A 25,114-nucleotide genomic window follows, 5' to 3' on the forward strand; every position below is an offset into this window, starting at 1 on the left:
GCATAGACTAGCAAGTAATGACTCCTATTCAAGCAGTCCTCTTCGATTACGGCATGGTGCTGAGCGGGCCTCCCGTAGGTGCTGCCTGGAAGCAGATGGAAACGCTGCTCCATGCGGATGCCGAGAGCTTTCACGCAGCCTACTGGGCCTCGCGCGATGCCTATGATCGCGGCGTCCTTTCAGGCGTGGCCTACTGGCAGCGCGTCGCTGCAGCGCTTGGCGAAGACCTGGACGACACCACGCTTGCCGAATTGATTGCCGCAGACACCGCCGTGTGGACTGAGCCGAACGAGCCGATGATCGCCTGGGCTGCACGGTTGCAGAGGGCAGGCTTCAAAACAGGTGTACTCTCCAACCTCGGGGACGAGATGGAGGCCGGCATCCTCCGGCGCTTTGCCTGGCTTGCCGACTTCAATCACCATACCTTCTCGCATCGACTGGGCATGGCAAAGCCGGATGCTGCGATCTATCGCCACGCGGCGGTTGGGCTCGGCTTAGCGCCCGCAGAGGTACTTTTCATCGACGATCGAGCCGAGAATATCGCCGCAGCCAGAGCTGCAGGCATGGCGGCAATTCAGTATGTCGATTATCCAAGCTTCCTCGCTGTGATGGAGTCAGCAGGCTACAGTGATCTGCTGACCCTCTAAAGCTCACTGCATTCGCCACCCGGCAGATCTTGTGACACTGAAGGCAGGCCGCGTTGGCGCCGAGCCATGTTTGCTCACGAGCAAGCATCTGGCCCGCGGTGTTCCAATTCGGCACAGCTTGACTGAGATCAATGCAATCCGTCTTCGATTTGAAGAGGAGAAACTGTCATCTTCAATTTGTATGGGACGAGGAGGGGGAGCAACAGAGCCGGACGCGCCCCTCCTTGCCCTTACTCATGAGAAGAAGAACGTTTATCCTGGCCTTCGCTCTGCTCTCCGTCAGCGGAGTCCAACTGCTCGCTCAAATGGTCGGCCAGCCGGTGAACACCTCTCAACAGGTTTTGCGGCAGGGGTTGCGAACCTCTGCCGGCGAGGGAAGTTTTACCGCATCTGCCTATGCGCCCGATGGAAGCTTGTACTTGCTCCTCGATCAGCACGACGGCCTGCGCCTGCTGAAGACCGACGCAGCGGCTACCAGCATACTCGCGCAATCAAGCGCGGGTGCTGCTGGCGATGTCGGCGTAGCGATGTCTGTTGCCGCGGATGGCTCGATATACGTCGTCGGCACGAGCAGCAGCGGTGCGTTGCATGGCACAAGCGCTGTTCCCTACCCCAGCACCGCCGACACCTCCACCAACTCGTTCCTTGCGAAGTTTGACGCGAACTTGAACCTGCTCTTCCTCAGCTTCCTGGGTGCGGGCCGCACCTCCGCTGTTAGCCTCGCCGTTACGGCAGATAGCGTCTTCGTCACCGGTATCACATTCAATAATGCATTCCCCGTTTCGGCTGCCGGGATTCAGCAAGCGCCCGCCAATGGCACCACAGAAAACGGATTTGTCGAGCGCTTCAGTGCCGATGGTACGACCCTGCAATATGCCACATATCTCACCGGCGCAGGTGGCAGCACTCTCCCTGCGGCGATCGTGGCCGATTCGGCCGACGACGCATACGTCACAGGGGCGACCTCTGCCAACGGCTTCCCCACGCTCAATGCACTTCAGCCTGAACTTCTGCCCATAGCGGGCCACTCCAGCTCGGGTTTTCTCTGCCGGCTCAATCCCGCAGGCAGTGCATTCAGCTTCTCCACCTTTTTGGCAGGTAGCGGCATGACAGGCATGGATCTCGATGCCGCCAGCAGCTCGCTGCTGCTGACGGGCAACGTGGCCTCAGGGCAGTTCCCTATCGCCACGGTGGAGATGCCCCTGACCTCGGCGACCTACCAGACCCTGCTTCGTATTCCGACCGACGGCCAGTCCGTCACGCAGAGCGTACTGCTCACCGCTGGTTCCAGCAGCTCCATACGAGCGGGTGTCAGTGGCGATGCCTGGGTCTCCGGGACCAGCTCGGTACCGCTGTTCCCCGGCGTCACACCGCCTGACTATAACGCAGGCGATAGTTATCTGCTTCACGTCACGGGCAACGGAACCATCGACCAGACAATGCGTTTTGGTGGCTTGCCGAAGAACAGCTTCAACTATGCTTCCCTCACGAGCAGCGTTACCGCACCTGCGATCTCTGGAACGACCGTCACACTCGCCGGTACACTCACAGCTTCCCTAAGTGCGTCCTTGCTCGCTACGCAGATAGTTGAGTTCCCGTTGGTGCAAACGCCCGACGCTCTCTTGCCGAACACGCTGACTGATTTGCTTCCCACTGCCGCAGCGTGCGGCACCAACAGCCGCTGCACAGGCAACGGAGCCTTCCTTGCGCAGATATCTACCGCCATGTCGGCAGCCGCACCTGCCATCTCTGCAGGCGATCTGCCTAACCTGACGCTGCGCAATCTCTCCTCGGTTTCAGCTACCGGCCTGACGATCACGGCCACGGGCTACACCATCAATACCAACTGCGGCACCGTGCTCTTACCGTCGAACCTCTGCAACCTCGCGCTAAGCGGCACCGGTCCCGGCACGCTCTCCGTATCCGCAAACAATGCTGCGTTGCAGACCCTCCCGCTATCCTCAACCACAGTTACCCCGGATGCGCTCGTTGTCAGTACAGAGGAACTAGACTTCGGCATCGTAAGTGCCGCGAGCGGAGTTGCCACGCAGACCGTCACAGTCTCCAACCTCAGTTCACAGCAGCAGACTTTTCTTTCAACGAAGGACGGCAGCATCTCGGCATACACTATGGCCGAAACCGCAACTACCTGTGCCGCAGGCCCCTCCGCAGGCCAGCACTTGCTTGCTGCCGGAGCGACATGCACGATCACGCTCGGACTTACAGCGTCTGGCAATGCCTCCGACGACGGCGCCGTGCTGACCGCCTGGACGATTGGCCCCCGTGACCTGCGCATTACTGGTTTTACCCAAGCTGCAGCGCTTAACCTGTCCGCCAGCGAGATAGACTTCGGCACCTACATTGCGGATGGGGTACGCCTGCCGCGATACCTCTACCTCTCCAATAACACGATGTCATCGGTCGAGCACGCCATAGCAACGCTTCCCTCCACCTCTCCGTTCAACATCGAGGATGGCTGCCCTGCAACGCTGCAGCCGAAGAGCGTCTGCCAGTTGGTCATCGGCTACGTCCCGCAGAGCACGACCGCCACCGACTCGCAAGTGTTTACGCTCGATCAAGGTCTGACTGTGCTGCTGACCGGTAATGCCTTGCCGATGCAGAGCATTGGAGCGGCAGTCGTCAACCCCAGTCTCTCTGTATCAGCAACGCAGCTCACGTTTGCAACGGCAGTGGCTGTCACTGGCATCTCCAGCACCACACAGCCTGTCCTGCTGAGCAACACTGGCAGCAGTGCTTTTCCGCTTTCCATAGCTCTCGCCGGAGACTTCAACGAGACTAGCAACTGCCCTGCCGTACTCGCCGCTGCGGCATCCTGCACGGCGCTTATCAGCTTTACGCCTTCGCAGCCTGGGCTGCGTCAAGGGCTGCTCAGCATCACTGCAGGCAGTGGCTTCACTCCGCAGTATGTTGCCCTCAGTGGCACAGGTACTGCAATCCTGCCAGCGAGCAACGGCATCCTCAGCCTGGGGCAGACCTTCGTCGGGGAACCACTGGCTTGGTACAAGGTGCAGCTCTCAGTTCCTTCCCTGTCGATAAACGTAGTGGGTTCGGGCTTCGGCGTGGCCCTGGTGACCGATACCGGCAGTGGCCACGGCAGCCTGCCACCGCAGGCGTTCGCTTCCACCGCAACGCTGAGTTGCGGTAGTTGCTGGCTCGGCGTGCAGTACCTTTCACCTGCGGCGCAGTCTGCCAGCGGCGTCGTGTCGATAACTTCTGTCAACGGTGGCAATCCGTACGTGTTGGCGGTAACAGCCACGTCCTCGCCGGTTCAGGGCCTGGTATTCACGCCTGGCACGCTGAACGCCGGAGCGACGATGGTTGGCAGCAGTTCTGGCGCAATGACCTTCACGCTCTCCAATCTGATCGCTCCTGCGACGACTGCAACGATCCAGTCTGTCAGCGTGAGTGGAGACTTTACTCTTGCGACCAACACTACCGGCGGTACCCCTTGCGCTGGACAGCTGCTGGCGACGGCGAGCTGCTTCGTGCAGGTGAACTTCAGTCCGACAACTATCGGGGATCGAAATGGTGAACTGATCGTTACGACCTCCGCTGGCACCTCGACAGCAAAACTCAGCGGATACGGCGTCGCCAGCACTGGCCTTGCTATCAGCCCAAGCGCGTTGAACTTTGCCAGCGTACCCAACAGCTCTGCAACGATGCAGACAATTACGCTGAGTAACCTGAGCAGTAGCTCAATCTCGATTGGAGCTTTGTCAGTCTCCGACCCCAGCTTCGCGATCAGCTCCGATTGCTCTACGCTCGCCGTGGGAGCAACCTGCAGCGTTATCGCGAGCTTCACCCCCGTCACGGCAACAGTCTCCGCCGTATTGTCGATCCCGACGAGCATGATCCTCAACGGTCAGTCATTGAGCGCCACATACACCGTTCCATTGTTTGGGGCCTACACCGCGCAGAACGCTGGCTTGGAGCTCTTACCTGCGGAGACAAACTACGGAGCCACCTCGATTGGAAGCGTAGGACAGACGATCGAGTACACGCTGAATAACCTCTCGGGCAAGCAGCTCAATATCACGCTGGCGATGGCGCGACAGTTCCCGCTGGCGTCCGCTGCGTCATGCGCGACGCTCTCCATTGGCGCAAGCTGTAATTTTTCAGCTAGCTTCGCTCCAGTGGAAACCGGCTTGCAGACAGGTACGGTCCTCGCACAAGGCGTCTCCATCGACGGCCTGACGACCACACAGGCTCTGGCCTATCTGCAGGGCTACGGCAGTGGCAGCGGTGCGCTGACCATCACGGGAGGGACGATTCCCTACTCGCCGCTGATGTTTGGGCAGGTGACCTCGGGCCAGAGTGCGCAGCAGGTGTTGACGCTGACCAATAGTGGAACAGGACCGCTGACGATTCGCCGCATATCGAGCGCCCCGCCATTTCTTTCCACGACTAACTGCGGAGGAACGTTGGCGGCGGCGGCGAGCTGCACCGTGACGATCACTTATGCGCCAATCTATGAGTTGAGCATTGGTTCGGCTGCAGGGGGAACGCGCAACGATGCGGAGTCGTTAAGCATTGAAAGCGATGCGATCACCAGCCCGGATCTTGTGGCGATGACGGGGCTGGTACTGCCGGTGATTTCCAGTAACCCGGCAAGCTCAGCGGTACTCGCCACGTATGCGTTGAGCAACCGCGCGCTTACGTTTGCGAATACACAGGTGGGAAGTGCCTCCACCGCGCAGACCTTGACGCTGACGAACACCGGCATGACGAGACTCCATGTGCTGGGCGTGCTATCTCCTGCGGACTTCACGACGAGTTCCACGTGCGGAACGTTGTTGCCAGGAAGCGGTTGCAGTCTGAGTGTCCGGTTTGCCCCGACAACGAGTGAGGCGCAGCTGCGAACGGGAGCGTTGGAGATTCAGACGGATGCTACGGATTCGCTGGAGTACGTGAGCCTGCTGGGCACCTCGATCGCGTCGCCGCTGAGTCTTGGGGCGACATCGTTGAATTTTGGCACGGTGCTCGTCGGTGTTTCGGCAACGCTGACGGTGAGTGTGACGAATGACGCTCCGTCTCCGGTGACCTTCACAGGGTTGAGCGCGGGTGGTGCGTTCAGTGTGACGACTGGAACCTGTCCGCCGCTCGGTTCGACCCTGGCTGCGGGTGCCTCGTGCGTCTTGTCGGTGACATTCGCTCCCGTTGCGAGTGGTCTGCAGAATGGAACGCTGAGCCTGACGAACGACACGACCCAGCTGCCGTTGACGGTTGCGCTTGCTGGTACAGGACTTGCACCTTCGTTGCAGGCAGCACCCGCGACGCTGAATTATGGCAGCGTGACAGTCGGAGCTTCCAGCAGCCTTACGCTGACGGTTTCCAACGTCGGAACCTCCGCGCTGACAGGTCTGACGAACACGCTGAGCGGCTTGAACGCTGGCGATTTTGTAGTGAATGTCCCCTGCGCCGCGACGCTCGCAGCGGGTACTAGCTGCGTGGAGACTTTGACGTTTACACCGGCCGCTACGGGCGCTCGCGCAGCCAGCCTGACTGTCGGCAGCTCCGATCCTGCGGGGCCGCTGGTGGTTGCGCTGAACGGGACCGGAGCAGCGGTGGGGACGTTTGTGTTGACGGTGAACGGTGGCAGCGTGGCGACGGTGACCGTGGCAAGTGGTCAGCCAGCGAGCTATGCGCTGCTGTTAGGTCCACTGAACGGGTTTGCAGGCAATGTGGCGTTGACCTGTGTTGCGGTGCATGCGGGCAGTTATGCCAGCTGCTCGCTGCTATCGCCGCTGCTGACGGTGAACGGAGGTGCAGTGGGGACGACAGCGACGATCTCTACGGTGAGCGCCGCCTTGCGGATAGCGGGGATGACGCCGGTGTTGTTGCTTCCGCTGCTGCTGTGGCGACGACCGCGGCGGCGAGCGATGCTGCTGATCGCTTCGGCGAGTCTGATCGGTTGCGGAAGCGGCTCGACTACCGGCTCTGGAAGCAGCACGACGGTGAACACGCCTGCTGGCACGTATCAATACCAAGTGACCGCGAGTGCGACGGGTGGAGCGGCGATCAGCTCTACGGTGACGTTGAATCTGGTGGTGCAGTAGACCTGATCGCGTCGTTACTTCGCTTGTGTGGCTGCGATATCGATGGGGACTCGCTCTACGATCTCGATGCCGAAACCCTGCAGCGCTGGAACGTGCGTGGGCTGGTTGGTGAGCAGGCGGATCTTGGTGATGCCGAGATCGGAGAGAATCTGGCCCCCGAGACCGACCTCGCGGAGGATGCGTTGCGGATCTTTCGGTGGGCAGGTTCCGTCCTTATCGGCCGAAGGCTCGCTGCGATGGAAGACGAGGCGCGTGCTCGGCCCAGTGCGCGAGATGCCAAAGCCGCGCGTGGTCTGGTGCAGATAAACCAGCGCGCCGCGACCTGCCGCCGCGATGGCGCGGAGCGAGGCGTCGACTGTGGCGGCGCAGTTGCAGAGCGTGGAGTGGAAGATGCCGCCGGTGAGGCAATGTGTGTGGACGCGCACGAGCACGGGTTCGTCCGAGCCGCTGAGGTCGCCGAAGACGAGTGCGGAGTGTGATCCGGCTGTTTCGTCGCCGATGCCTGGCTGCGTCTCGTAGGCGATCATGCGGAAGTCTCCATGCTGCGTGGGCAGCTGGGCTTCTCCGATGCGATGGACGTAACGCTCCGTCTGCAGGCGGTAGCGAATCAGGTCTGCGACGGTGACCATCTTGAGCGAGTGGGTCTTGCAGAACTCGATGAGGTCAGCGACCCGAGCCATGGTGCCGTCTTCGTTCATGATCTCGCAGATGACGCCGGCGGGAATGAGGCCTGCGATGCGGGCGAGATCGACGGAGGCTTCGGTCTGTCCGGCACGAACGAGAACTCCGCCCTTGCGGGCACGAAGCGGGAAGACATGGCCGGGACGCGCTAGATCGTTGGGGCTGGAGTTCGGGCGTATCGCGACCTGGATCGTGTGAGCGCGATCGGCAGCCGAGATGCCTGTCGTAACGCCTTCGCGGGCTTCGATGGACTCGGTGAAGGCGGTGCCGAAGCGCGAGGTGTTGTCCTGCGTCATTGGGCCGAGGCGGAGATAGTCGGCGCGCTCTTCGGTGAGCGTGAGGCAGATGAGGCCGCGGCCGAACTTGGCCATGAAGTTGATCGCTTCGGGGGTGCAGAACTCGGCGGCGAGCGTAAGGTCGCCTTCGTTCTCGCGGTCTTCATCGTCGATGACGACGATCATGCGGCCAGCTTTGAACTCTGCGATGGCTTCTTCGACGGTGACGAATCCTGTCTTCACTTCGGACATTCTGTGCTCCTGTGCTGCACCCCTCCCCCACCCCCCATGCTTTCGACGATAGTCTCGAAAACAGAGGACTTAGATTCAGACTGGAGGCGGGGGATCTTGAAAGGAAAGAACTTACGCCCAAAGTCTCGAAGCGAAAGCACCCTAAGTATTTTGGCGACTGTGACATAACACTCTGCCGTCACTTTGCCTCTACTTCTATTTTAGACAGTTGGAAGGGGCAAACATCCAGTTATTTTCTGGTGTGGATGTGGCGTGTTTTGAGTTGCTTGCGAGTTTGCGATGGGGCCGGAGGGGTTGACAGCAGTTTCGGCGGCCGGGCTCTTTCCTGTTGTGATCCGTAGCTTTTGTCGTTTCGGTCACCACGCTTGCTACGTGGACATCCTGCTAACCCATGTCCCAGATACGGGACATGGGGCATCCAGCGATATGGGTAAAAATGGCGCTCTGAGGGTCTCAGAGCGCCTTGGGTGTTTCCTAGAGGGTGGATTCGATCTCGAAGCCCCAGGCCTCGAGGAGAGCCTCGGGGATGTACTTGGAGTTCTTGTTGCGGCGGGCCCACTCACGGAGGCGCGTGGAGCGGATGTATTGGTCGGGAGTCAGCTTGTACTCTTTGACGACCTGCTCGAAAGACGTGATGGTGGGGACGACCGGCCCGATGGGCTCGGGCTTACCCCAGTTGGGATTTCCGCGGCGCTTTGCCATGTTAGGGAGTTCCTCGCTATTCCGGCGGCTGTTAGCCGCGACACTCTAGTTTACCACTGTTTTGCAGGTGTTCCGGCGACGAAAGGGTGTCCTGCCCCGTAGCTGGCGGCGCAAGTTCAAGATTTCCAATTAAATGTCTTGCCACCATGAGGCACTTTGCTGTGTGATCACGCCATTCCATATAGACAGCATTTAGCTCCAAGGAGGAATATGACCCCCTCTCAGGTTTCCCGCCGTGTTACCGGGTTCACCCGGATCGCTCTGGCATTCGCCTGCGTGGCGATCGCCGCTACTCCGGCACTCGCCGTAACCGTCTCCCCCACTACGAGCACTCTTGCGATCACTGCCAGTACGGGAGCTGTTACCACGGTGAGTTCCGGTACAGCTGTCACGTTGACCGCGACCGTCACGGCGTCCACGGTGCCTGTATCGAGCGGCCTGGTACGGTTCTGCGTTGCCACGGCGGCGCATTGCACCGACATCAATCGCCTGGGAGAGGCCTCGCTCAGCACTAGCGGTGTAGCCACCTTCAAGTTCGTTCCCGGTCCGGGTACCCACAGTTACACAGCAGCATTTGTCGGAAACTCCACGAACGCAGGCAGCGTCTCGACGGCGCAGCCTCTCACAGTCAGCGGCGCGCCCACGACGACCACGATCTCGCAGAGCGGCAACACAGGTGCCTATACCCTTCAGGCGACGGTCACCGGAAGCGGTCTGACGAGCGGTCTAGCCGGCACAGTCTCCTTTCTCGACACCAGCAATCAGAACACTTCACTGGGAACCGCGTCCCTTGGAACTCCCACTACATCTCTCGTGTGGGGCACCGCGCAATCGATTGTCACTGCAGCGCAGCCGCAATCCATCGTTATGCGCGATTTGAACGGAGACGGAGTTCTCGACGTCGCTGTGGGCACGAACGGCACTACCGCGAGTGGCGGAGTGGGATCGCTCAACGTGCTGGTCGGCAAAGGCGATGGAACGTTTCAAACGACGCAGACCTATGCGGGGCTCACAGGAAACCAGTTGATTGTCGCGAACACATTTACTAACGGAGGCACTGGAGACATCCTCGCGGTCAGCAACACCAGTGCCACAACGAACAACCTTCTGCTCTATAAGGGCAACGGCAGTGGCACCTTTACGGCAGCAAGTCCTATGTCCGCTGGAATTGGACAGATCAGCGCTCTAATCACGGGCGACTTTAATAACGATGGGAAACAGGATTTCATCGTGGCGGGACTAGCGTTTGGCGTACCTGCCTTCAACGTCTTCCTTGGGAACGGGGACGGTACGTTCAACAGCGGCACGCTGAATGCGACCAGCAACGTTTCGATCACAGCGCTCGCTGCGGGCGACTTCAACGGCCACGGCGCGCTCGATCTAGCCGTGGCACACTCCGACGGCACCATAGACATCTTTCTGCAAGACGGCGTTGGCGATTTCTATCCGAACGCTGGAACGCACGCAGGCACGACACCTACTGCCATCGCTATCGGCGACTTCAATGGGGACGGCAACGCCGATCTTGCTGTGACCGATACGGCGACGTCGACTGTCTCCATTCTGATGGGAGCAGGCGACGGCACCTTTACCGCGAGCGCGAGCGCGCCGACCGGCTCATCTCCGACAGCGATTGCTGTTGGGGATTTCAATGGAGATGGCAACGCCGATCTTGCTGTGACGAACGGCGGCTCCAACACGGTGAGCCTGTTGTTTGGGAATGGCAACGGAGGGTTCACAGCGCAAACGGCGCTGAATACCGGAACGACACCTGTCTCTCTGGCTGTCGGCGCGCTGAATGGAAGCACGACTTCAGATATCGTCGTGGCGGATGAAAATCCCCTGTCCAGTGCGAGCAACAGTGCGGCTACGGTCCTGCTTTCTCAACTCAGTCAAAGGGCCACAGCTACTGCGACCGGCATCGCCCCGTCGGGCAGCGGCAGTCATCTGGTAGAGGCGAGTTACACCGGGAACGCGGTGTTTACTGCCAGCGCGTCTGCGACGACGAGCCTGACGGGAACGGCCCCAACCGGCCCGACGGCTGTACTCTCTGCGTCGAGCCTCGCCTTTGCAGCCACAACGGTCGGCACGACCAGCACCGCCCAGATGGTGATGTTGTCGAACGGAGGGCAGGCGGCGCTTTCGATCACGTCCATCACGGCAAGCGCCGGATTCGCCGAGACAAACAACTGCGGCAACAGCGTGGCCGGTGGATCATCCTGCACGATCTCAGTCACGTTCTCGCCGACGGTGACCGGGGCAGCTACCGGGAGTCTGACCGTCAGTGACAATGCCACAGCAGGAACGACGCAGTCGCTGACACTGAGTGGAACAGGAGTTTCTTTTGCGGTGAGTTCGGGCAGCAGCTCGCTCACGCTGCCAGCTTCCGGAGGTTCCACCAGCACGGCGCTCAGCCTGTCAGGTGCGGGAGGATTCAGCGGAGCGGTAAACCTTACGTGCGCTGTGACCTACAGCACGGCAGGCACAACGCCTAACGATCCTCCGACGTGTTCGCTGACACCTACGCAGGTGCAGCTATCAGGCTCTACCGCAGCGACGAGCACATTAACGGTGACGACGACGCCGAAGACGGTTGCGGAACTACGGAGCAGGTTGCCTACATCGTTGATTGCATTTGCTGCGTTGCTGGGCTTCCTGCTGGTGCCACGGCGGAGAAAAGTTCTGTTCTTAAGCGTGCTCTGCCTGCTGGCAGCAGGTGGAATTGCGGGGTGTGGCGGGAGCGGGAGCAAGTCTTCAGTGTCCACTACAACTCTGGGGTCCTACAGCGTGACGGTGACCGCGGCTGGTGCTACGCAGACGGTAACGACAACGATTCCGCTTACGGTGCAGTAAAGAACAAGTATTACTGTTTCGCTTGAGTTGCTTGCTGTTTCATGGATTGGCCCGCGAGAGTGTGGCCATAGCAGCCTAAGACCCTTCGATGAGGCCAGCGGGAACTTTTTCCTGCTGGCCTCGTATTCTTTATTAAGCCGGAAAACATGCGAAATGAGGTGTTCGATGCGCGAAGGTTGTCTCGGTAAAGAACTTCTTGTGACTTCCCTGCTCGTGGTTTCCAGCCTGGGAGCCAACGCGCAGGCCATCGCGGCTAGCGGAGCCTCGATTGATGTGGCGGTGGTGCGGCCGCATCCAGCTTCGGTCATGCATAACAACTTCAGCTTCCAGAAGAACAGGTTTGAGCTGGAAGATCAGCCAGTGGGCAAGCTGATTGCTTTCGCCTACTCGGTGAATCCACGGCAGATTGTGGAAGGGCCTGGCTCTCTGCTGGAGAAGCACTTCGATATGAGTGGCACGACGAACCTGACTACGGACGCGACGAGACCGCAGGAACAGCAACTGGTGCGTCAGTTGCTGACGGAGCGATTTGGATTGAAGTTTCATCGTGAGGCGCGGGAGATGCCGGCGTACGCCTTGCAGGTGCTGAAAGGCGGCCCGAAGCTGATTGCTGCTGCAGATATAGGAGCGCAGCCGATAGAGCGGACCTCCGGAAATGACTCCGAAAGGACGGAGAGCTATACGAGCAGTACGGTCGCGGACTTCCTCGTCATCAAACAATTATTTATGGATCGACCCTTGGTGGACCAGACGGGGCTGACGGGGCGGTACGACTTTAAGCTGACCTATACCTTTGGTGACGCGCCGAGCCTAGATGCGAATGCCGCACCGCCGATGTTTACCGCGATCAAAGAACAGCTCGGATTGAAGTTTGAGCCGGTGAAGGCGGCGGTCGAGGTGATGGTGATCGACCATCTTGAGCAGCCAACTGAGAATTGAGCGGGTGCCGGTGCCGGTCCGGTATTTGTTCCGATAATAGCTAAGAGATAAGAGCAGATAACAGAACAGGCTTTTGAGGAAGGGTGGAGAACAGAGATGAAGAGCTTTGTTGCGGTGGCGGTATTGGGTGCGTTGACTGGGGTGGGACTGCGGGCTCAGGAGCCGGAGCGGATGCCGAAGGGAGCGCACCCTGTGTTCGAGGTGGCGACGATTCGGCCGGCGAATCCTGACGATCAGAGCGCAGGGTTTCATCTGGAGGGACATCGGATTTTTATCGAGAATGAGCGCGTGACGGACCTGCTGATGTTTGCCTATGGGCTGCAGGCGAAGCAGATCGTGGATGGGCCTGCGTGGATGTCGGAGCGGTTCGACATTCATGGAACGCCGGACATTGCGGCGGCTCCTGACTTTACGCAGCTGCAGGAGATGGTGCAGAAGCTGCTGGCGGAGCGCTTCGGGCTGAAGTTCCACGAGGACCAGCGGGAGATGCCGATCTATACGCTGACGGTGGCGAAGGGCGGGCCAAAGCTGGAAAAGAGCAAGGGCGATCCGGATGCGATCAACGATGAGACGGGCAGCGTAAACAGCAAGTCCGAGTTCTGGAAGTACACGAACGAGTCGATGGACAAGTTTGCGAAGGCGATGCAGAACTCGCAGGACCGGCCGGTAGTGGACAAGACGGGGCTGGCCGGCAAGTACGACTTCACGCTGAAGTGGAAGACGGATGTGGCGGCGGACGAGGCGGATTTGGTGGACCTGTTTACGGCGGTGCAGGAGCAGCTTGGATTGAAGCTGAGTGCGGATAAAGGGATGGCGAAGGTGCTGGTGGTGGAGAGACTGGAGAAGCCTTCGGAGAATTAGGAGCTGAGATCTGGCTTATTTCATAAACCTTGAAGAGGCGTGCCGCTATGAGCAAACAGCAGGTCCTTCCCCTTCGACTTCGCTCAGGGGCAGGACAATTTCAACGGATGAGTATTCCTGGATGATATTGGTGGAAAGCAAACTACAGGGGCCTTGCGGCCCCTGTAGTTAGTTGTGGGTTGCGTTGAAGATTACTTTTCGGAGTACCACTTTTCGAGGTCTGCGTGCATTTCCTTGAGGGCGTCTACGTTGAGGTAGACCATGTGGCCTGCGGGGTAGTAGCCGAACTTGACGTTGCCTAGCTGCGCGGGTGGGAGCATGAGCTGGGCGAGGTCGTGCTCTGTGCCAAAGAACGGGGTGGCGAGATCGAACCAGCCGTTAGCTGAGAAGACGCGGAGGCTGGGGTTTTTGCGCATGGCGTCGGAGAGATCGAGGACGGTGTCGGGCTCGTTGGGACCGGTGTTGCCGCCACCGCCGCCGCCCATGCGCGCGCCGGAGGGACGGTGGTGCCAGTCCCAGTTGCCGCCGGGGGCGCGGAGATCGTACTCGGTGTTGGGGTTGTACTTCAGCTCGGTCTGGAGGTACTCGTGGAAGGCGCCGACGTAGACGCCGTTGATGCCCGTGTCGGAGGGATCGTAGCCGGGGGTTTCGCCGACGTTGTCGGTATCTACGCCGTCGAAGCGGGCGTCGTAGCGGCCGAGGATCTCGCCCTTGTCGCGGAGAAGTTCCTTGCGGAAGCGTGTGGGTTCGATGCGGAGCTTGGACTGCTTGCAGTACTCGACGGAGAGGCCGGTGAAGCTGGCGAGCTTGGCGGCGACGGCGTCGAACTCTGCGGGCGGAAGCATATCGCCCTGATCGAGAGCAGTGGAGTATTCGCCACGTGAGAACTCGCGGGCCTTCTGGACGAAGTCCTTCATGCTGCCGGTTTGCGGCACCTTCTTGTAGTACCAGGCGATGGCGGCGTAGCTGGGGATATAGCGCTTGGTATCAAGGTCGTAGCCGGGGGAGTTGACAAAGTAGTTGAGCACCGACGAGAGCAGCGTGACGCCGTTGAAGGCGATGCCGTCGTTGTTGAGCGAGGCGACGAGGGCTGCGGAGCGCGGGGTGCCATAGCTTTCGCCGAAGAGGTACTTGGGCGAGGACCAGCGCTGGTTGAGGGTGATGTAGCGGGTGATGAACTTGTTGAAGGCGCGGACGTCCTGATCGACGCCCTGGAAGTCGGTGGCTTTGCCCTTGCCGACGAGGCGACCGTAGCCGGTGAGCGGAGCGTCGATGAAGACGAGGTCGGACTTGTCGATGAGGCTGTACTGGTTCTGGACCCACTCATAGGGAGGAGCGCCGGAAGCTTCGGGGCTTTTGGTGACGACGCGGATAGGGCCGACGGAGCCCATGTGCAGCCAGATGGTGGCAGAGCCGGGGCCGCCGTTGTAGAGGAAGGTGACGGGGCGGGACTTTGCGGGCGCGCCGTCCTCGGTGTAGGCGGTGTAGAACATGGTGCCGATGGGCTTGGCGTCCTGGCCTTCGCCGTAGACGTACAGAGTGCCGGCGGTAGCGGTGTAGTGGACGGTGCGACCTCCAGCTGACCAGTCATGATGCGTGACGGAGGTGGTCTCAGCCGGGATGGGAAGTTCGCCCTCGGGGGTGTTGGCGGCGGCACCTCCACCGTTGCCGGGGCGCTGGCGGGGAGTGGCGGCTGCGGCGTCAGGACGAGCGGCGGCTGGTGCGGGCGTCTCCTGTGCGCGGAGGGTGAGGGGCAGCATCAGTGAGCCGAGTGACAGGGATGCAAGCGCAGAAGCGGCGACGAGGCGGGCGCGTAGGTCCAAGAGAAGTTCCTCCAGTAAAGCTGTTGGTGATGAGAGGGTAGACGCAAGAGGTGGCGCATAAGACGCGAAAAGTTGATGGTTGTTTCAGGAAGAGAGGCAAACCTTCGGGCTAAAGCCCATTCTTTCTATGTGGCTATAAGACCCGACCCTGAAGGGTCGGGGTATCTGGTTGGTGGCGAGGTAGCCTTTGTGTGAGAACTGCGGGCGAAGGTTGTGCGAAGATAGCGATTGTCCTATGAGCCTTCCTGCGCCAACCGAGAGCCTTTCCGAGATACTGCACCGTGTGTTTGGGCACAGGGAGTTTCGACCGCATCAGCAGCAGGTTTGCGAGGCTGCGGCGGCGGGGAACGATGTGCTGCTGGTGATGCCGACGGGTGCGGGCAAGAGCTTGTGTTATCAGCTTCCGGCACTGGCGCGAGGAGGAACGGCGCTGGTGATCTCTCCGCTGATTGCGCTGATGGATGACCAGGCCACGAAGCTGAGTGCGCTGGGATGCCGGGTAGCTCGGGTGCACTCGGGGCTGGGGCGGGATGTGGCTCGGCAGGCGTGCAGGGACTACCTTGCGGGCGAGCTGGACTTTCTGTTTATTGCGCCGGAGCGTATGCGGGTTCCGGGGTTTCCAGAGATGCTTGCGAAGCGGAAGCCTGCGCTGGTGGCGATCGATGAGGCCCACTGCATCTCGGCGTGGGGCCATGATTTTCGGCCGGACTACAGAACGCTGGGGCAGTATCTGCCGCAGCTGCGACCGGCTCCGATCATTGCGCTGACGGCGACGGCGACTCCGACGGTGCAGAAGGACATTGCGGCGCAGTTGAACCTGCAGACGCCTTCAATTTTTATTACGGGGTTTCGGCGGAACAATCTGGCGGTCGAGGCGGTTGAGCTATCGAAGCCGCAGCGGGCGGAGTTTACGGCGAAGCTGCTGAAGGATGCTGCGAACCGTCCGGCGATTGTGTATGCGTCGTCACGGAAGGATGCGGAGGAGATTGCCGGGAAGCTGGGGAAGCACTTCTCTGCCGCTCCGTACCATGCGGGGCTGATGCCGGACATGCGTGAGCGCGTACAGACGGCTTTCCAGGGCGGGAAGCTGGATGTGGTGGTGGCGACGGTGGCGTTCGGCATGGGCATCGATAAGGCCGACGTGCGGACGGTGGTGCATGTGGCGCTGCCGGGGAGCGTCGAGGCGTACTACCAGGAGATTGGACGCGCCGGGCGCGATGGCAAGCCTTCGCGGACGGTGCTGATGTACAGCTTTGCGGATCGAAAGACACAGGAGTTCTTTCTGGACAAGAACTATCCGGCGGTGAGCGACCTGGAGAAGGTAGCTGCAGTGTTGGGTGAAGAGTTCACCGAAGTCGAGGTGGTGCAGCGCGAGCTAGGAAAGAAGAAGATCGCGATGGAGCGCGAGACGCTGGAACGGGTGATCGAGAAGCTGTACGGACTGGGCATGGCCGAGGTGGATATGAGCGGGCTGGTGCGTGCGGGCGATGGCAAGCGCGGGCTGGCGACGTGGAAGAGTGGCTACGACGCGCAGGTGGAGGCGCGGCGGACGCAGATCGATCGGATGGTGGCGTTTGCGGAGGGACATCAGTGCCGAATGGTGGCGCTGGTGCGTCACTTTGGCGATACGACGGACAAGATGGGGCCATGCGGGCGCTGCGATGTGTGCCAGCCGGGGTCGGGTGCGGGGGCGGATGGACATGCTCCGGGCAAGACGGAGCTGGGGGAGTTGCGAAGGATTCTGAAGGCGCTGGAAGGGCGTGGCCAGTCGGTTGGGAAGCTGTTTACCGACCTGAGAATCTCGAGTGATCGCGGCTACTTCGACAAGCTGCTGGAGGGGTTGGCGCGGGCTGGGTTTGTGTCAATTGCGGTGGATTCGTTTACGAATGATGAGGGCAAGGAGATCTCGTATCGCAAGGCGTCTCTGACGTTCGAGGGGCGCGATCCGGATGATGCGGCACTGGCGACGGTTTGGATTCGGGAGTCGTTTGAGGGTGGGCGCTCTTCGGGGAGCAAGAAGAAGGCGGCGGCTCCTGCGGTGAAGAAGGTCGCGGTTCAGGAGCGCGGGCTGAGCAAGGACGAGGAAGAGGTCGAGACTCGGCTGCGGCACTGGCGGAGCGGGGTGGCAAAGAAGAACAATGCACCTGCGTTTACGGTGTTTGCGGACAGCACGATGCGGTCGCTGGCGATGGAACAGCCAAAGAATATGGAAGAGTTGTATCGCGTGAAGGGGCTGGGGCCGGCGAAGGTGGATCGGTTTGGGGCGGAGATCTTGGCGGCGATTCGTGGGGAGAGTGTTGCGGCAAACCCTGTGGCCAAGAAGGTCGTGACGGCTGCGGCTACGGTGAAGAGTGGGGGTAGTCCATCCCATGTCTCAGAAGCGAAACCCTTCGACGGGCTCAGGGCAGGCTACGGGGGACCCAGAGCTGTGGCGGCTCCTGTACCTCGTGTGCCGGCTCCAGTGGTGTTGAGCTTGAGTGCGGACCAGGTCGCGCTGGAGGAGAAGCTGAAGGTGTGGCGGAAGGAGGAGGCTCAGCGGTTGGGGCTGCCGAGCTTCTTTGTGCTGAGCGATACGGTACTGCGGGAGATTGCGGTGGCGGAGCCTCAGACGATCGGGGAGTTGAAAGAGGTTCGCGGAGTGGGGAGCGAGAAGGTGGATAAGTTTGGGGCGGCGGTGGTTGGGATCTGCCGGTTGTAAGTCCGGAAAACCTCCCGCAAAGAGCGCAAAGTGAGCCAAGTTTCGCGACGACAACCGTAGCGAAACTTGGCTTCTTCTTTTCGTACTTTGCGGGAAACCTGTCTACTTGCCGGTAGTGCCGATGGCATCTAGCTCGGCGAGGGCATCCTGGGGCAGTTGGAGGGAGGCGGCGGCCAGGTTTTCCTTGAGGTGGGCTACCGAAGAGGTGCCGGGGATGAGCAGGATGTTCGGCGAGCGGTGGAGCAGCCAGGCGAGGGCGACCTGCATGGGGGTGGCGCTCAGTTCGGCGGCGACCTTGTCGAGAGCGCCGGACTGGAGCGGGGTGAAGCCTCCGAGTGGGAAGTAGGGTACGTAAGCGATTCCCTGCTTTGCTAGCGAGTCGATGAAGGCGTCGTCTTCGCGATTCGCGACGTTGTACATGTTCTGGATGCAGACGATGGGGGTGATCGCCTGGGCCTCGGCGAGCTGTTCAGCGTTGACGGTGCTGAGGCCGATGTGGCGGATGAGGCCCTGCTTTTTGAGGTCGGCGAGGACGTGGACCTGCTCGGCGATGGAGCCGGGAGCGGGTTTTTCGACGGCACCCATGCGGAGATTGACGATATCGAGGGCTTCGAGGCCGAGGTTCTTGAGGTTGTCGTGGATGCCCTGGGTGAGACCTTCGGGGGTACGATCCATGATCCAGGAGCCGTCGTCGCCGCGGCGGGCGCCCACCTTGGTGACGATGGTGAGGTTCTTCGGGTAGGGGTGCAGGGCTTCCTTGATGATCTGGTTCGTGACGTGGGGGCCGTAGAAGTCGGAGGTGTCGATGTGGTCGACGCCAGCGGCGAGGGCTTCGCGCAGGACGGCGAGGGCGGCGGGGCGATCCTTGGGCGGGCCGAAGACGTGGGGTCCGGCAAGCTGCATGGCTCCGTAGCCCATGCGGTTGACCGTGATGGAGGTTTGCGGGAAGGTGAAGGTGCCGCCGAGGTGGGTGGTCAATGTGTGCTCCTGTTGCTTAGATTCGTGGTGGTTCGGTGAAGCATGTCCTTCGGCTGCGCCTTAGGATGACAATGTTAACTGCCGTACCTGTGGTTAGATGAAGGAAGCTTCAGGTTAGGAGTTCGCATTTGGCGCGAGCGATGCAAGAGGTGTTGGAGCCGCGTAAATCGCCTGTACAGGCGCGATCGACGGCGAGCGTGGATGCGATTCTGCAGGCGACCCTTCAGGTTCTGCTGGCGGTGGGCAAGGAGCAACTGACGACGACGAAGGTGGCGGCGCGGGCCGGGGTGTCGGTCGGAACGCTGTACCAGTATTTCCCAAATAAGAGTTCCCTGCTGCAGGCTGTGCTGCGGCGACACATGGAAGAGGTCTTTGGCGCGGTGGAGCAGGTGTGCCAGGAGCAGCGCGGGGCGACGCTGGCGGAGATGTCGGTTGCGTTGGTGGATGCGTTCTTGGTGGCGAAGATGAGGGATGGCAAAGAGAGCGTCGCGCTGTACGCGGTGAGCTCAGATATTGATGGCGTTCGGATTGTGCAGGAGATGAGTGGACGATCGCGCGCGGCGATTACGGCGATGCTGGAGTCGGCGAGCGATGGGTTGATGCGCGAGCCGGGCATGGTGGCTTCGATGATTCTTGCGACGATGTCCGGGGCGAGTCGGAGACTGCTGGAGGCGGCTGATCCGGTGAAGGAGTTTGATGCAACGCGGGAGGAGCTGCGCGTTCTGGTGCGGGCGTATGCGGGGGCTTGCCGGGTGGGGTAGTTCAAGTGAAACTCGCAGTTCTGTTCACCTTGGAGCGTAGAGTGAACGAGCTGGGAGGGGTTGGCATGGTGCCGGGTCGGCAAGATGCAGGTCTCTCCGCTGCGCTACGCTCCGTCTAGATGACACATCTTACTTGTGGTGAAGAGATTGGTTTCGAGGAAAGGTTTGGAATGGCGAAGAGTGAGTTTGGTGTAGCGATTCTGGCGGCGGGTAAAGGGACTCGGCTGAAGAGCAAGAGGCCGAAGGTGCTGCATGAGATCGGCGGGCAGTCGCTGCTGATGCATGTGATTGAGGCGGCGCGGTCGGTGGCGGAGCCGAGCGAGATTTACTGCATCGTGGGGCATGAGTCGGACAAGGTCATCGACGCGGTGAAGGAGACGGGTGTGCAGTTCGTACACCAGACGAAGCAGCTCGGGACCGGCCATGCGTTGCAGATGCTGAAGGCGCAGCAGATGGTGAACTTTGGCGACCGGTGGGAAGACGAGATGCCGGAGAACCTGCTGGTGCTGTCGGGAGATGTGCCGCTGATCAAGCCGGAGACCCTGGCGGCGCTGAAGAAGATGCATCTGGAGCGGCAGGCGGCGATGACGATTCTGACGGCGGTGCCGCCGAGTCCGAAGGGCTATGGGCGTGTGAACCGGATGAGCCCGGGGTCGGATGAGGTGGCTGCGATTGTGGAGCAGAAGGATTTGAAGCCGGGAGATGCGGGGTCGCCGGAGATCAATTCGGGGATCTATTGCTTCAAGACGGCGGCTTTGTTTGAGAACCTCGACAAGCTGAAGAATGAGAATGCCAGCGGTGAGTTTTATTTGACCGATGTTGCCGCCCTGCTTGTGGAGGGTGGGCAGCGGGTGTTTGCGCTGAAGGCCGAGAGCGTAGATGAGGTGCTGGGCGCGAATACGATTGCGGAGATGATGCATCTGGATGCGGCGATGCGGCTGGCGACGGCGGAGAAGCTGATGGCGCAGGGAGTGACGATCTTCCGTCCGGAGACGTGCGTGATCGATGCGCAGGTGTTTGTGGGCCCGGACACGGTGATCGAGCCGTATGTGCAGCTGCTGGGCAAGACCGTGATTGGCGAGGACTGCCGGGTGCGGAGTTACTCGGTGATCCAGAGTTCGACGCTGGGGAAGAATGTGCTGGTGCGGCATGGCTGCATTCTGGAGGATGCGAAGGTGGACGATGGAGCTCTGCTGGGACCGTATGCGCATCTGCGGCCTGGGTCGGAGATTGGCGAGGCGGCGCATGTTGGGAACTTTGTGGAGACGAAGAAGGTGAAGATGGGTAAGGGGTCGAAGGCCAACCATCTGAGCTACCTGGGCGATGCCGTGATTGGGGCGGGCGTGAATGTCGGGGCCGGGGCGATTACCTGCAATTATGACGGCGTCAACAAACATTTGACGACGATTGGGGATGGAGTGTTTGTGGGGTCAGATTCGACGTTGGTGGCTCCGCTGACGGTGGGTGCGGGAGCGTACATTGCGGCGGGTTCGTGCATCACAGAGGATGTACCAGCGGAGGCGCTTGCGTTGGGTCGTAGCCGACAGGTGACGAAGCCGGAGTGGGTGACTCGCAAGAAGGCGGCGGCTGGAACGGCGACGTCGATTGTGGTGACTCCGAAGGCAGGCACGAAGACGAAGGCTGTGGGGAAGAAGTCCACGGCGAAGAAAGCTGCGAAGAAGACTTCACCGGTGAAGGCGAAGGTCGTAGCTAAAGGGTCGAAGCAGAAAGGCGTGAGGTAGTGATGAATCCGATTCAAGGGCAGGAACTGGAAGACGCGGTGACGAAGTTGCCGGGCTGGGGCATCGAGAACAATGAGCTGGTACGGTTGGCTACCTTTGCCGACTTTCTGGCGGCGATGGCTTTTGTGAACCGAGTGGGCGAACTCGCAGAGGCAGAGGCTCACCACCCGGACATCGATATCCGGTATAACAAGGTACGACTCGCGCTGGTAACCCATGATGCTTTCAACGCTGTGACCGAGAAGGACCTCGAGATGGCGGGAAAGATCAGTACGTTGCTACAGGAGTTAGAGACGAAGTCTTGAGATCGAGAGGATAGAAGAGATGATCAGGAATCTTGTGGCAGGCAGCATTTTTCTGGCGGCTTCGATGACGGCGTTTGGGCAGGCGGCGACTCCGGCAGTTCCGGCTCCGACGAGCCAGGCTCCGGTGACGCAGGCTCCCCCGACGGCGGTGATTCCGACCAATGGCACCTGGAAGGTGACGGGGGATGTGCAGGGTGTTTCCGTAGCGATGACCTGCGCGTTGACACTGGGTGCCGATAAGGCGATTACGGGTACTTGCACGGACAACACGGGCAGCACCTCAACGCCGCATCCCGTGACGGGCACGGTAAAGGATCAGACCCTGAGCTGGTCGTTCAATTCGGACTATCAAGGCACGCCGATCACGGTCGGACTGACCGGGACGGTCGATCCGACGGCAACGAAGATGAGCGGAACCATTGCCGTCGACCCGATGAATGCGGATGGCGATTTTACGGCTGTGCTGCAGGTGGCAGCCTAGGTTCGACTTCCTGACGCCTCCAAAATGGAGTTTCATTCGGGCAAGTCTATGAGATTTGGTTAGTTTGAAGTACCTATCGGTCGGTTTCACAGTAGAAATGGGACGTTATTGAGGGTTATGGATATATTTTCCACAGGGCGTTGGACTTTTCTCCGGATTCTGGTATAACAGTTCTAGCGGTGATCCACTTTATGGAAGTGGGTTATAGCGAAGATTCCTCGGGCACGACCTGCCGAGAGCAAGTTGCGTCACTGGCCTCCCGGCATGGACAAAAGACCGTTCATGCCGTCCTTTTTTTTAAGTCATGATGGATGGCATGAGCGACAGCAACAGCACCCTCCCTTTTGAACCCACGCAGGCGCAGGTTCAGTTCCCTTCCGAAATCGAGATGAGATCGACTCCTCTGCTGGCGTGGGTGATGCTGGCCGGATTGCTGCTGGTGACAGGAGCTTTAGCGCGCTGGGTGGGAATGCGCGAGTTTCGAAAGCAGCAAGGGGCTCTGCGCGGGATGCGGGAGGCTGTGGAGCAGTCGCTGGCTCCCGGCGAGAAGGTCGTGGTGGATGACCGGCTGCTGGCGTGGGCTCTGCGGGGTGGGCGGCAAGGGGAGCTGCGAGACAGTGTCTGGACAGTGGGCGAGGATGTACCAGTGGCTTCCCTGCTGGCGCAGATGCGGGCTGAGAAACGAAGGGAGATGGTGGTCGTGGCAACGCAGGAGGACCGGCTGATTCAGCATCTGGATGGGGCGGGCTTCAGCGTAGCGCAGGAGGTGGGCTGGGTGCCGTGGGATGTGAAGGGGAACGGGCTGGCGCTGCTGGGACGCGGGAAGATGCGCATCTACTTTGCGGTGGCACCACCGCTCCCTGCGGAGTCTTCAGCCAAGCATAAGGGTGGCGACGTATCATCGGAGGGATCAGGAGTGCAGCGATGAGACGTTTAGTCGGATGTGTGGTGTTGGCGTTGGCGGCGGTGGGGATGGCTTCGGCACAGTTCTCCGATCTTGGGAGCGATGTGCCTGCCTTCAATACGGCTCCTCCAAAGGGGGCATTGCCGCACCTGCTGCATGGTGAGGAGTTGACCGGGCCTTACTTCACACATGGGTACCAGGTGATTGCCTATAAGATGGCAGCGAAGGTTCCGGCGGTGCTGCACCAGGAACCCTGCTATTGCCGGTGCGACCGTGCAATGGGACACAACAGCCTGCATAGCTGCTTTGAAGGAACGCATGGTGCGGTGTGTGAGACGTGTATGAAGGAAGGCGTCTACACCTACCGCGAGACGATGCGGGGAGAATCGCCAGCACAGATTCGCGCGGGCATCGAGCGCGGGGAGTTCATGAAGGTCGACCTCGAGACGATCACGCTGCCTGCGAAGTAAGGAGGCAGCATGAGTTGGATTGCCTGGGCGATGTTGTCGGCGTTGTTTGCGGCAGGGACGGCCCTGCTGGCGAAGGTGGGCGTCGAGAAGATCGATAGCAATCTGGCAACGGCTATTCGGACGAGTGTGATTCTGGTGTTTACGTGGGCGATCGTTGCGGCTCAGGACCTGCATCGCGGGCTGCCTGTGATCGGACGTCGGAGCTGGGTATTTCTGGTGCTGTCTGGAATATGTACGGGGCTGAGCTGGCTGTGTTATTTTCGAGCGCTGCAGATGGGGCCAGTGAGTGGAGTGGCGCCGATCGACAAGCTGAGCGTGGCGCTGGTGGTGATTGCTGGGTGGGTGTTTTTTGGAGAGAGCATGACGCCCGCGAAGGTGGTCGGTGCAGGGCTGATTACGGCTGGGGCATTGGTGATGGCGTTCGCGTAGGGTGCGGTGCCGTGCATCGGTAGCACTTGTCGGAACGAGCAATAGCAAGTCCTTCGCTGCGCTCAGGATGAAAATAGTCGCTCTTCATTTGGCGGGCGTATACTAAGGGTAGTTCTTTGAGTGCCTAAGGCAATGTTGGTGCCAGTTCCCTCAGTGGGGGCGTCACGGTTTCGACGGGGTTGCTTGTGGCAGAGAGGCATGCCGGGGTGTGAACACCCGTAATCGCTCACAAAACTATAAGTGCCGAACCTCAATTCGCGCTTGCTGCTTAATTAAATAAGTAGCCGATTGCTTCCGCTTCGCCTACGGGCGGATACCAATCGTCGCACAGTAGGCTGGTCCGCGGGGCTCCGCCTGAGCGCCAAGGACGAGATCAATCAGGCTGGTGGTTTTTACGTCTTCGCCCGTTCTAAGTAACGACCACGAGACAAAGATGATACGGGAAAAGCATGAATGCTCTCTGTTATTGGTTTCTTCGGACGTGGGTTCGACTCCCACCGCCTCCACCAATAAATTTTACTTACACGTCAAATGTCCCCACCTCACAGTGGGGACATTTCTGCTTTAACGCGTATTTTCGCTGGTCATCTGCTTCCCTGCTACGAGGAGAGCCGCGCTCGCCGCCTACCGCGAGTGGCCGAGGCGAACGAGGATGCCGGCGGAGGCGCGGACGTCGTTCTGATGATTGGCGGCCTGATTGTGGAAGTTCGTGCGCAGGTATTCGACCTGGGCCGGCATGATCTGCAACCGAGGGGTGAGCCTGACGAGCAAACCTCCACCCGTCTGCAGAGCGAAGACGGTCGAGGTGGCGCCGATAGCGTTCTGAGGTGAGAGGCTGCCTGATGTGTAGGAGCTGCCGGCGAGGGCGTCGCCGAAGAGGCGAACGCGATAGCGCTCGATGGGCGGCTCATACCGTAGACCGAAGGTATAGGTGAACTGGGTGAGGTTGTAGTTGTCCTGCGTGATGCCACTACGGCTGGTGCCAGTGAAGTCGACAATACCCGACCAGTGCGGCGCCAGGCCGATCTGCAGGACGGCACCGCCGCCGTTCAAGGAGAAGCACTGGCAGCCAGACAGGATGTTGGTGTGGATGTAGGTGTAGTTCACGCCAACATCGATCGGATGCCCGGACTTGAAAGGCTCCACCACCTGGGCTCTTGAGGTGAGCCCGGTCGTGGCGAACAGAACAAGCGGAAGAATCATTTTGAGACGTTGCTGAAGGCTCTGCATTGAAGT

General features: G+C 60.3%; 18 protein-coding genes and 1 other RNA gene. 14 read left to right on the forward strand and 5 right to left on the reverse strand.

The annotated features are described in order from the left end of the window. The first annotated feature begins 17 nt into the window (after nucleotides 1–17). Together OHL14_RS15470 and OHL14_RS15475 are read left to right on the forward strand one after the other, a co-directional pair. Nucleotides 18–647, forward strand: coding sequence for an HAD family hydrolase (locus OHL14_RS15470; RefSeq protein WP_263380254.1), 630 nt, complete (start codon nucleotides 18–20; stop codon nucleotides 645–647). 236 nt (nucleotides 648–883) lie between these two features. After that, nucleotides 884–6,724 (forward strand): choice-of-anchor D domain-containing protein, encoded by a 5,841-nt coding sequence (locus tag OHL14_RS15475; RefSeq protein ID WP_263380255.1) that lies wholly within the window; start codon nucleotides 884–886, stop codon nucleotides 6,722–6,724. Nucleotides 6,725–6,738: 14 nt separating this feature from the next. Here the strand turns inward: OHL14_RS15475 and ribB are convergent, their stop codons facing one another. Further along, complete coding sequence (ribB, locus tag OHL14_RS15480) at nucleotides 6,739–7,932, reverse strand: 3,4-dihydroxy-2-butanone-4-phosphate synthase (protein ID WP_263380256.1); 1,194 nt, start codon at nucleotides 7,930–7,932, stop codon at nucleotides 6,739–6,741. Between the two features lie 474 nt (nucleotides 7,933–8,406). Then, complete coding sequence (locus OHL14_RS15485) at nucleotides 8,407–8,634, reverse strand: hypothetical protein (RefSeq protein WP_158822567.1); 228 nt, start codon at nucleotides 8,632–8,634, stop codon at nucleotides 8,407–8,409. Between the two features lie 210 nt (nucleotides 8,635–8,844). Here OHL14_RS15485 and OHL14_RS15490 point away from each other — a divergent pair, with 210 nt between their 5' ends. The 3 genes from OHL14_RS15490 (at nucleotide 8,845) to OHL14_RS15500 (ending at nucleotide 13,287) form a co-directional block, all read left to right on the forward strand. Continuing rightward, nucleotides 8,845–11,487: a beta strand repeat-containing protein gene (locus OHL14_RS15490; RefSeq protein ID WP_263380257.1), complete on the forward strand. Its 2,643-nt coding sequence runs from the start codon at nucleotides 8,845–8,847 to the stop codon at nucleotides 11,485–11,487. Nucleotides 11,488–11,652: 165 nt separating this feature from the next. Further along, nucleotides 11,653–12,426 carry a TIGR03435 family protein gene (locus tag OHL14_RS15495; protein ID WP_263380258.1) on the forward strand — a complete coding sequence of 258 codons (774 nt, stop codon included), beginning with the start codon at nucleotides 11,653–11,655 and terminating at the stop codon, nucleotides 12,424–12,426. Nucleotides 12,427–12,522: 96 nt separating this feature from the next. Continuing rightward, nucleotides 12,523–13,287 (forward strand): TIGR03435 family protein, encoded by a 765-nt coding sequence (locus OHL14_RS15500; protein WP_263380259.1) that lies wholly within the window; start codon nucleotides 12,523–12,525, stop codon nucleotides 13,285–13,287. Between the two features lie 191 nt (nucleotides 13,288–13,478). Here the strand turns inward: OHL14_RS15500 and OHL14_RS15505 are convergent, their stop codons facing one another. After that, a complete protein-coding gene (locus OHL14_RS15505; protein WP_263380260.1) occupies nucleotides 13,479–15,110 on the reverse strand; it encodes a S10 family peptidase in 1,632 nt (543 codons plus the stop codon). Nucleotides 15,111–15,345: 235 nt separating this feature from the next. Between OHL14_RS15505 and OHL14_RS15510 the strand changes: the two genes are divergently transcribed. After that, the gene (locus tag OHL14_RS15510; protein WP_263380261.1) at nucleotides 15,346–17,808 is read left to right on the forward strand and encodes a RecQ family ATP-dependent DNA helicase; all 2,463 of its coding nucleotides are present in this window, start codon (nucleotides 15,346–15,348) and stop codon (nucleotides 17,806–17,808) included. A 102-nt stretch (nucleotides 17,809–17,910) separates the two neighbouring features. Here OHL14_RS15510 and OHL14_RS15515 read toward each other — a convergent pair whose 3' ends face one another. After that, on the reverse strand, nucleotides 17,911–18,786 hold the full coding sequence (locus OHL14_RS15515; protein ID WP_263380262.1) for an aldo/keto reductase family oxidoreductase: 876 nt from the start codon (nucleotides 18,784–18,786) through the stop codon (nucleotides 17,911–17,913). Between the two features lie 128 nt (nucleotides 18,787–18,914). On the opposite strand from OHL14_RS15515, the gene OHL14_RS15520 reads away from it, so the two are divergent. From OHL14_RS15520 to ssrA, 8 genes are all read left to right on the forward strand, one after another. After that, entirely contained in the window at nucleotides 18,915–19,547 is a 633-nt protein-coding gene (locus OHL14_RS15520; RefSeq protein WP_263380263.1) for a TetR/AcrR family transcriptional regulator, read from the forward strand. A gap of 170 nt (nucleotides 19,548–19,717) precedes the next feature. Next, nucleotides 19,718–21,289 (forward strand): bifunctional UDP-N-acetylglucosamine diphosphorylase/glucosamine-1-phosphate N-acetyltransferase GlmU, encoded by a 1,572-nt coding sequence (gene glmU / locus OHL14_RS15525; RefSeq protein ID WP_263380264.1) that lies wholly within the window; start codon nucleotides 19,718–19,720, stop codon nucleotides 21,287–21,289. Nucleotides 21,290–21,291: 2 nt separating this feature from the next. Further along, on the forward strand, nucleotides 21,292–21,594 hold the full coding sequence (locus OHL14_RS15530) for a 4a-hydroxytetrahydrobiopterin dehydratase (protein ID WP_263380265.1): 303 nt from the start codon (nucleotides 21,292–21,294) through the stop codon (nucleotides 21,592–21,594). 19 nt (nucleotides 21,595–21,613) lie between these two features. Continuing rightward, nucleotides 21,614–22,075, forward strand: coding sequence for a hypothetical protein (locus OHL14_RS15535; protein ID WP_263380266.1), 462 nt, complete (start codon nucleotides 21,614–21,616; stop codon nucleotides 22,073–22,075). A gap of 316 nt (nucleotides 22,076–22,391) precedes the next feature. Beyond that, on the forward strand, nucleotides 22,392–23,003 hold the full coding sequence (locus OHL14_RS15540; protein WP_263380267.1) for a hypothetical protein: 612 nt from the start codon (nucleotides 22,392–22,394) through the stop codon (nucleotides 23,001–23,003). Next, nucleotides 23,000–23,449, forward strand: a complete 450-nt coding sequence (locus tag OHL14_RS15545; RefSeq protein WP_263380268.1) for a CYCXC family (seleno)protein — start codon at nucleotides 23,000–23,002, stop codon at nucleotides 23,447–23,449. Before OHL14_RS15540 ends, OHL14_RS15545 begins: the two co-directional genes overlap by 4 nt. A gap of 9 nt (nucleotides 23,450–23,458) precedes the next feature. After that, entirely contained in the window at nucleotides 23,459–23,878 is a 420-nt protein-coding gene (locus OHL14_RS15550; RefSeq protein ID WP_263380269.1) for an EamA family transporter, read from the forward strand. 155 nt (nucleotides 23,879–24,033) lie between these two features. Then, nucleotides 24,034–24,387: a transfer-messenger RNA gene (ssrA, locus tag OHL14_RS15555) on the forward strand. A gap of 115 nt (nucleotides 24,388–24,502) precedes the next feature. Here ssrA and OHL14_RS15560 read toward each other — a convergent pair. Next, the gene (locus OHL14_RS15560) at nucleotides 24,503–25,108 is read right to left on the reverse strand and encodes an outer membrane beta-barrel protein (protein ID WP_263380270.1); all 606 of its coding nucleotides are present in this window, start codon (nucleotides 25,106–25,108) and stop codon (nucleotides 24,503–24,505) included. Nucleotides 25,109–25,114 lie beyond the last annotated feature (6 nt).

Source organism: Granulicella paludicola (genome assembly GCF_025685545.1).
Lineage (GTDB): Bacteria > Acidobacteriota > Terriglobia > Terriglobales > Acidobacteriaceae > Granulicella > Granulicella paludicola.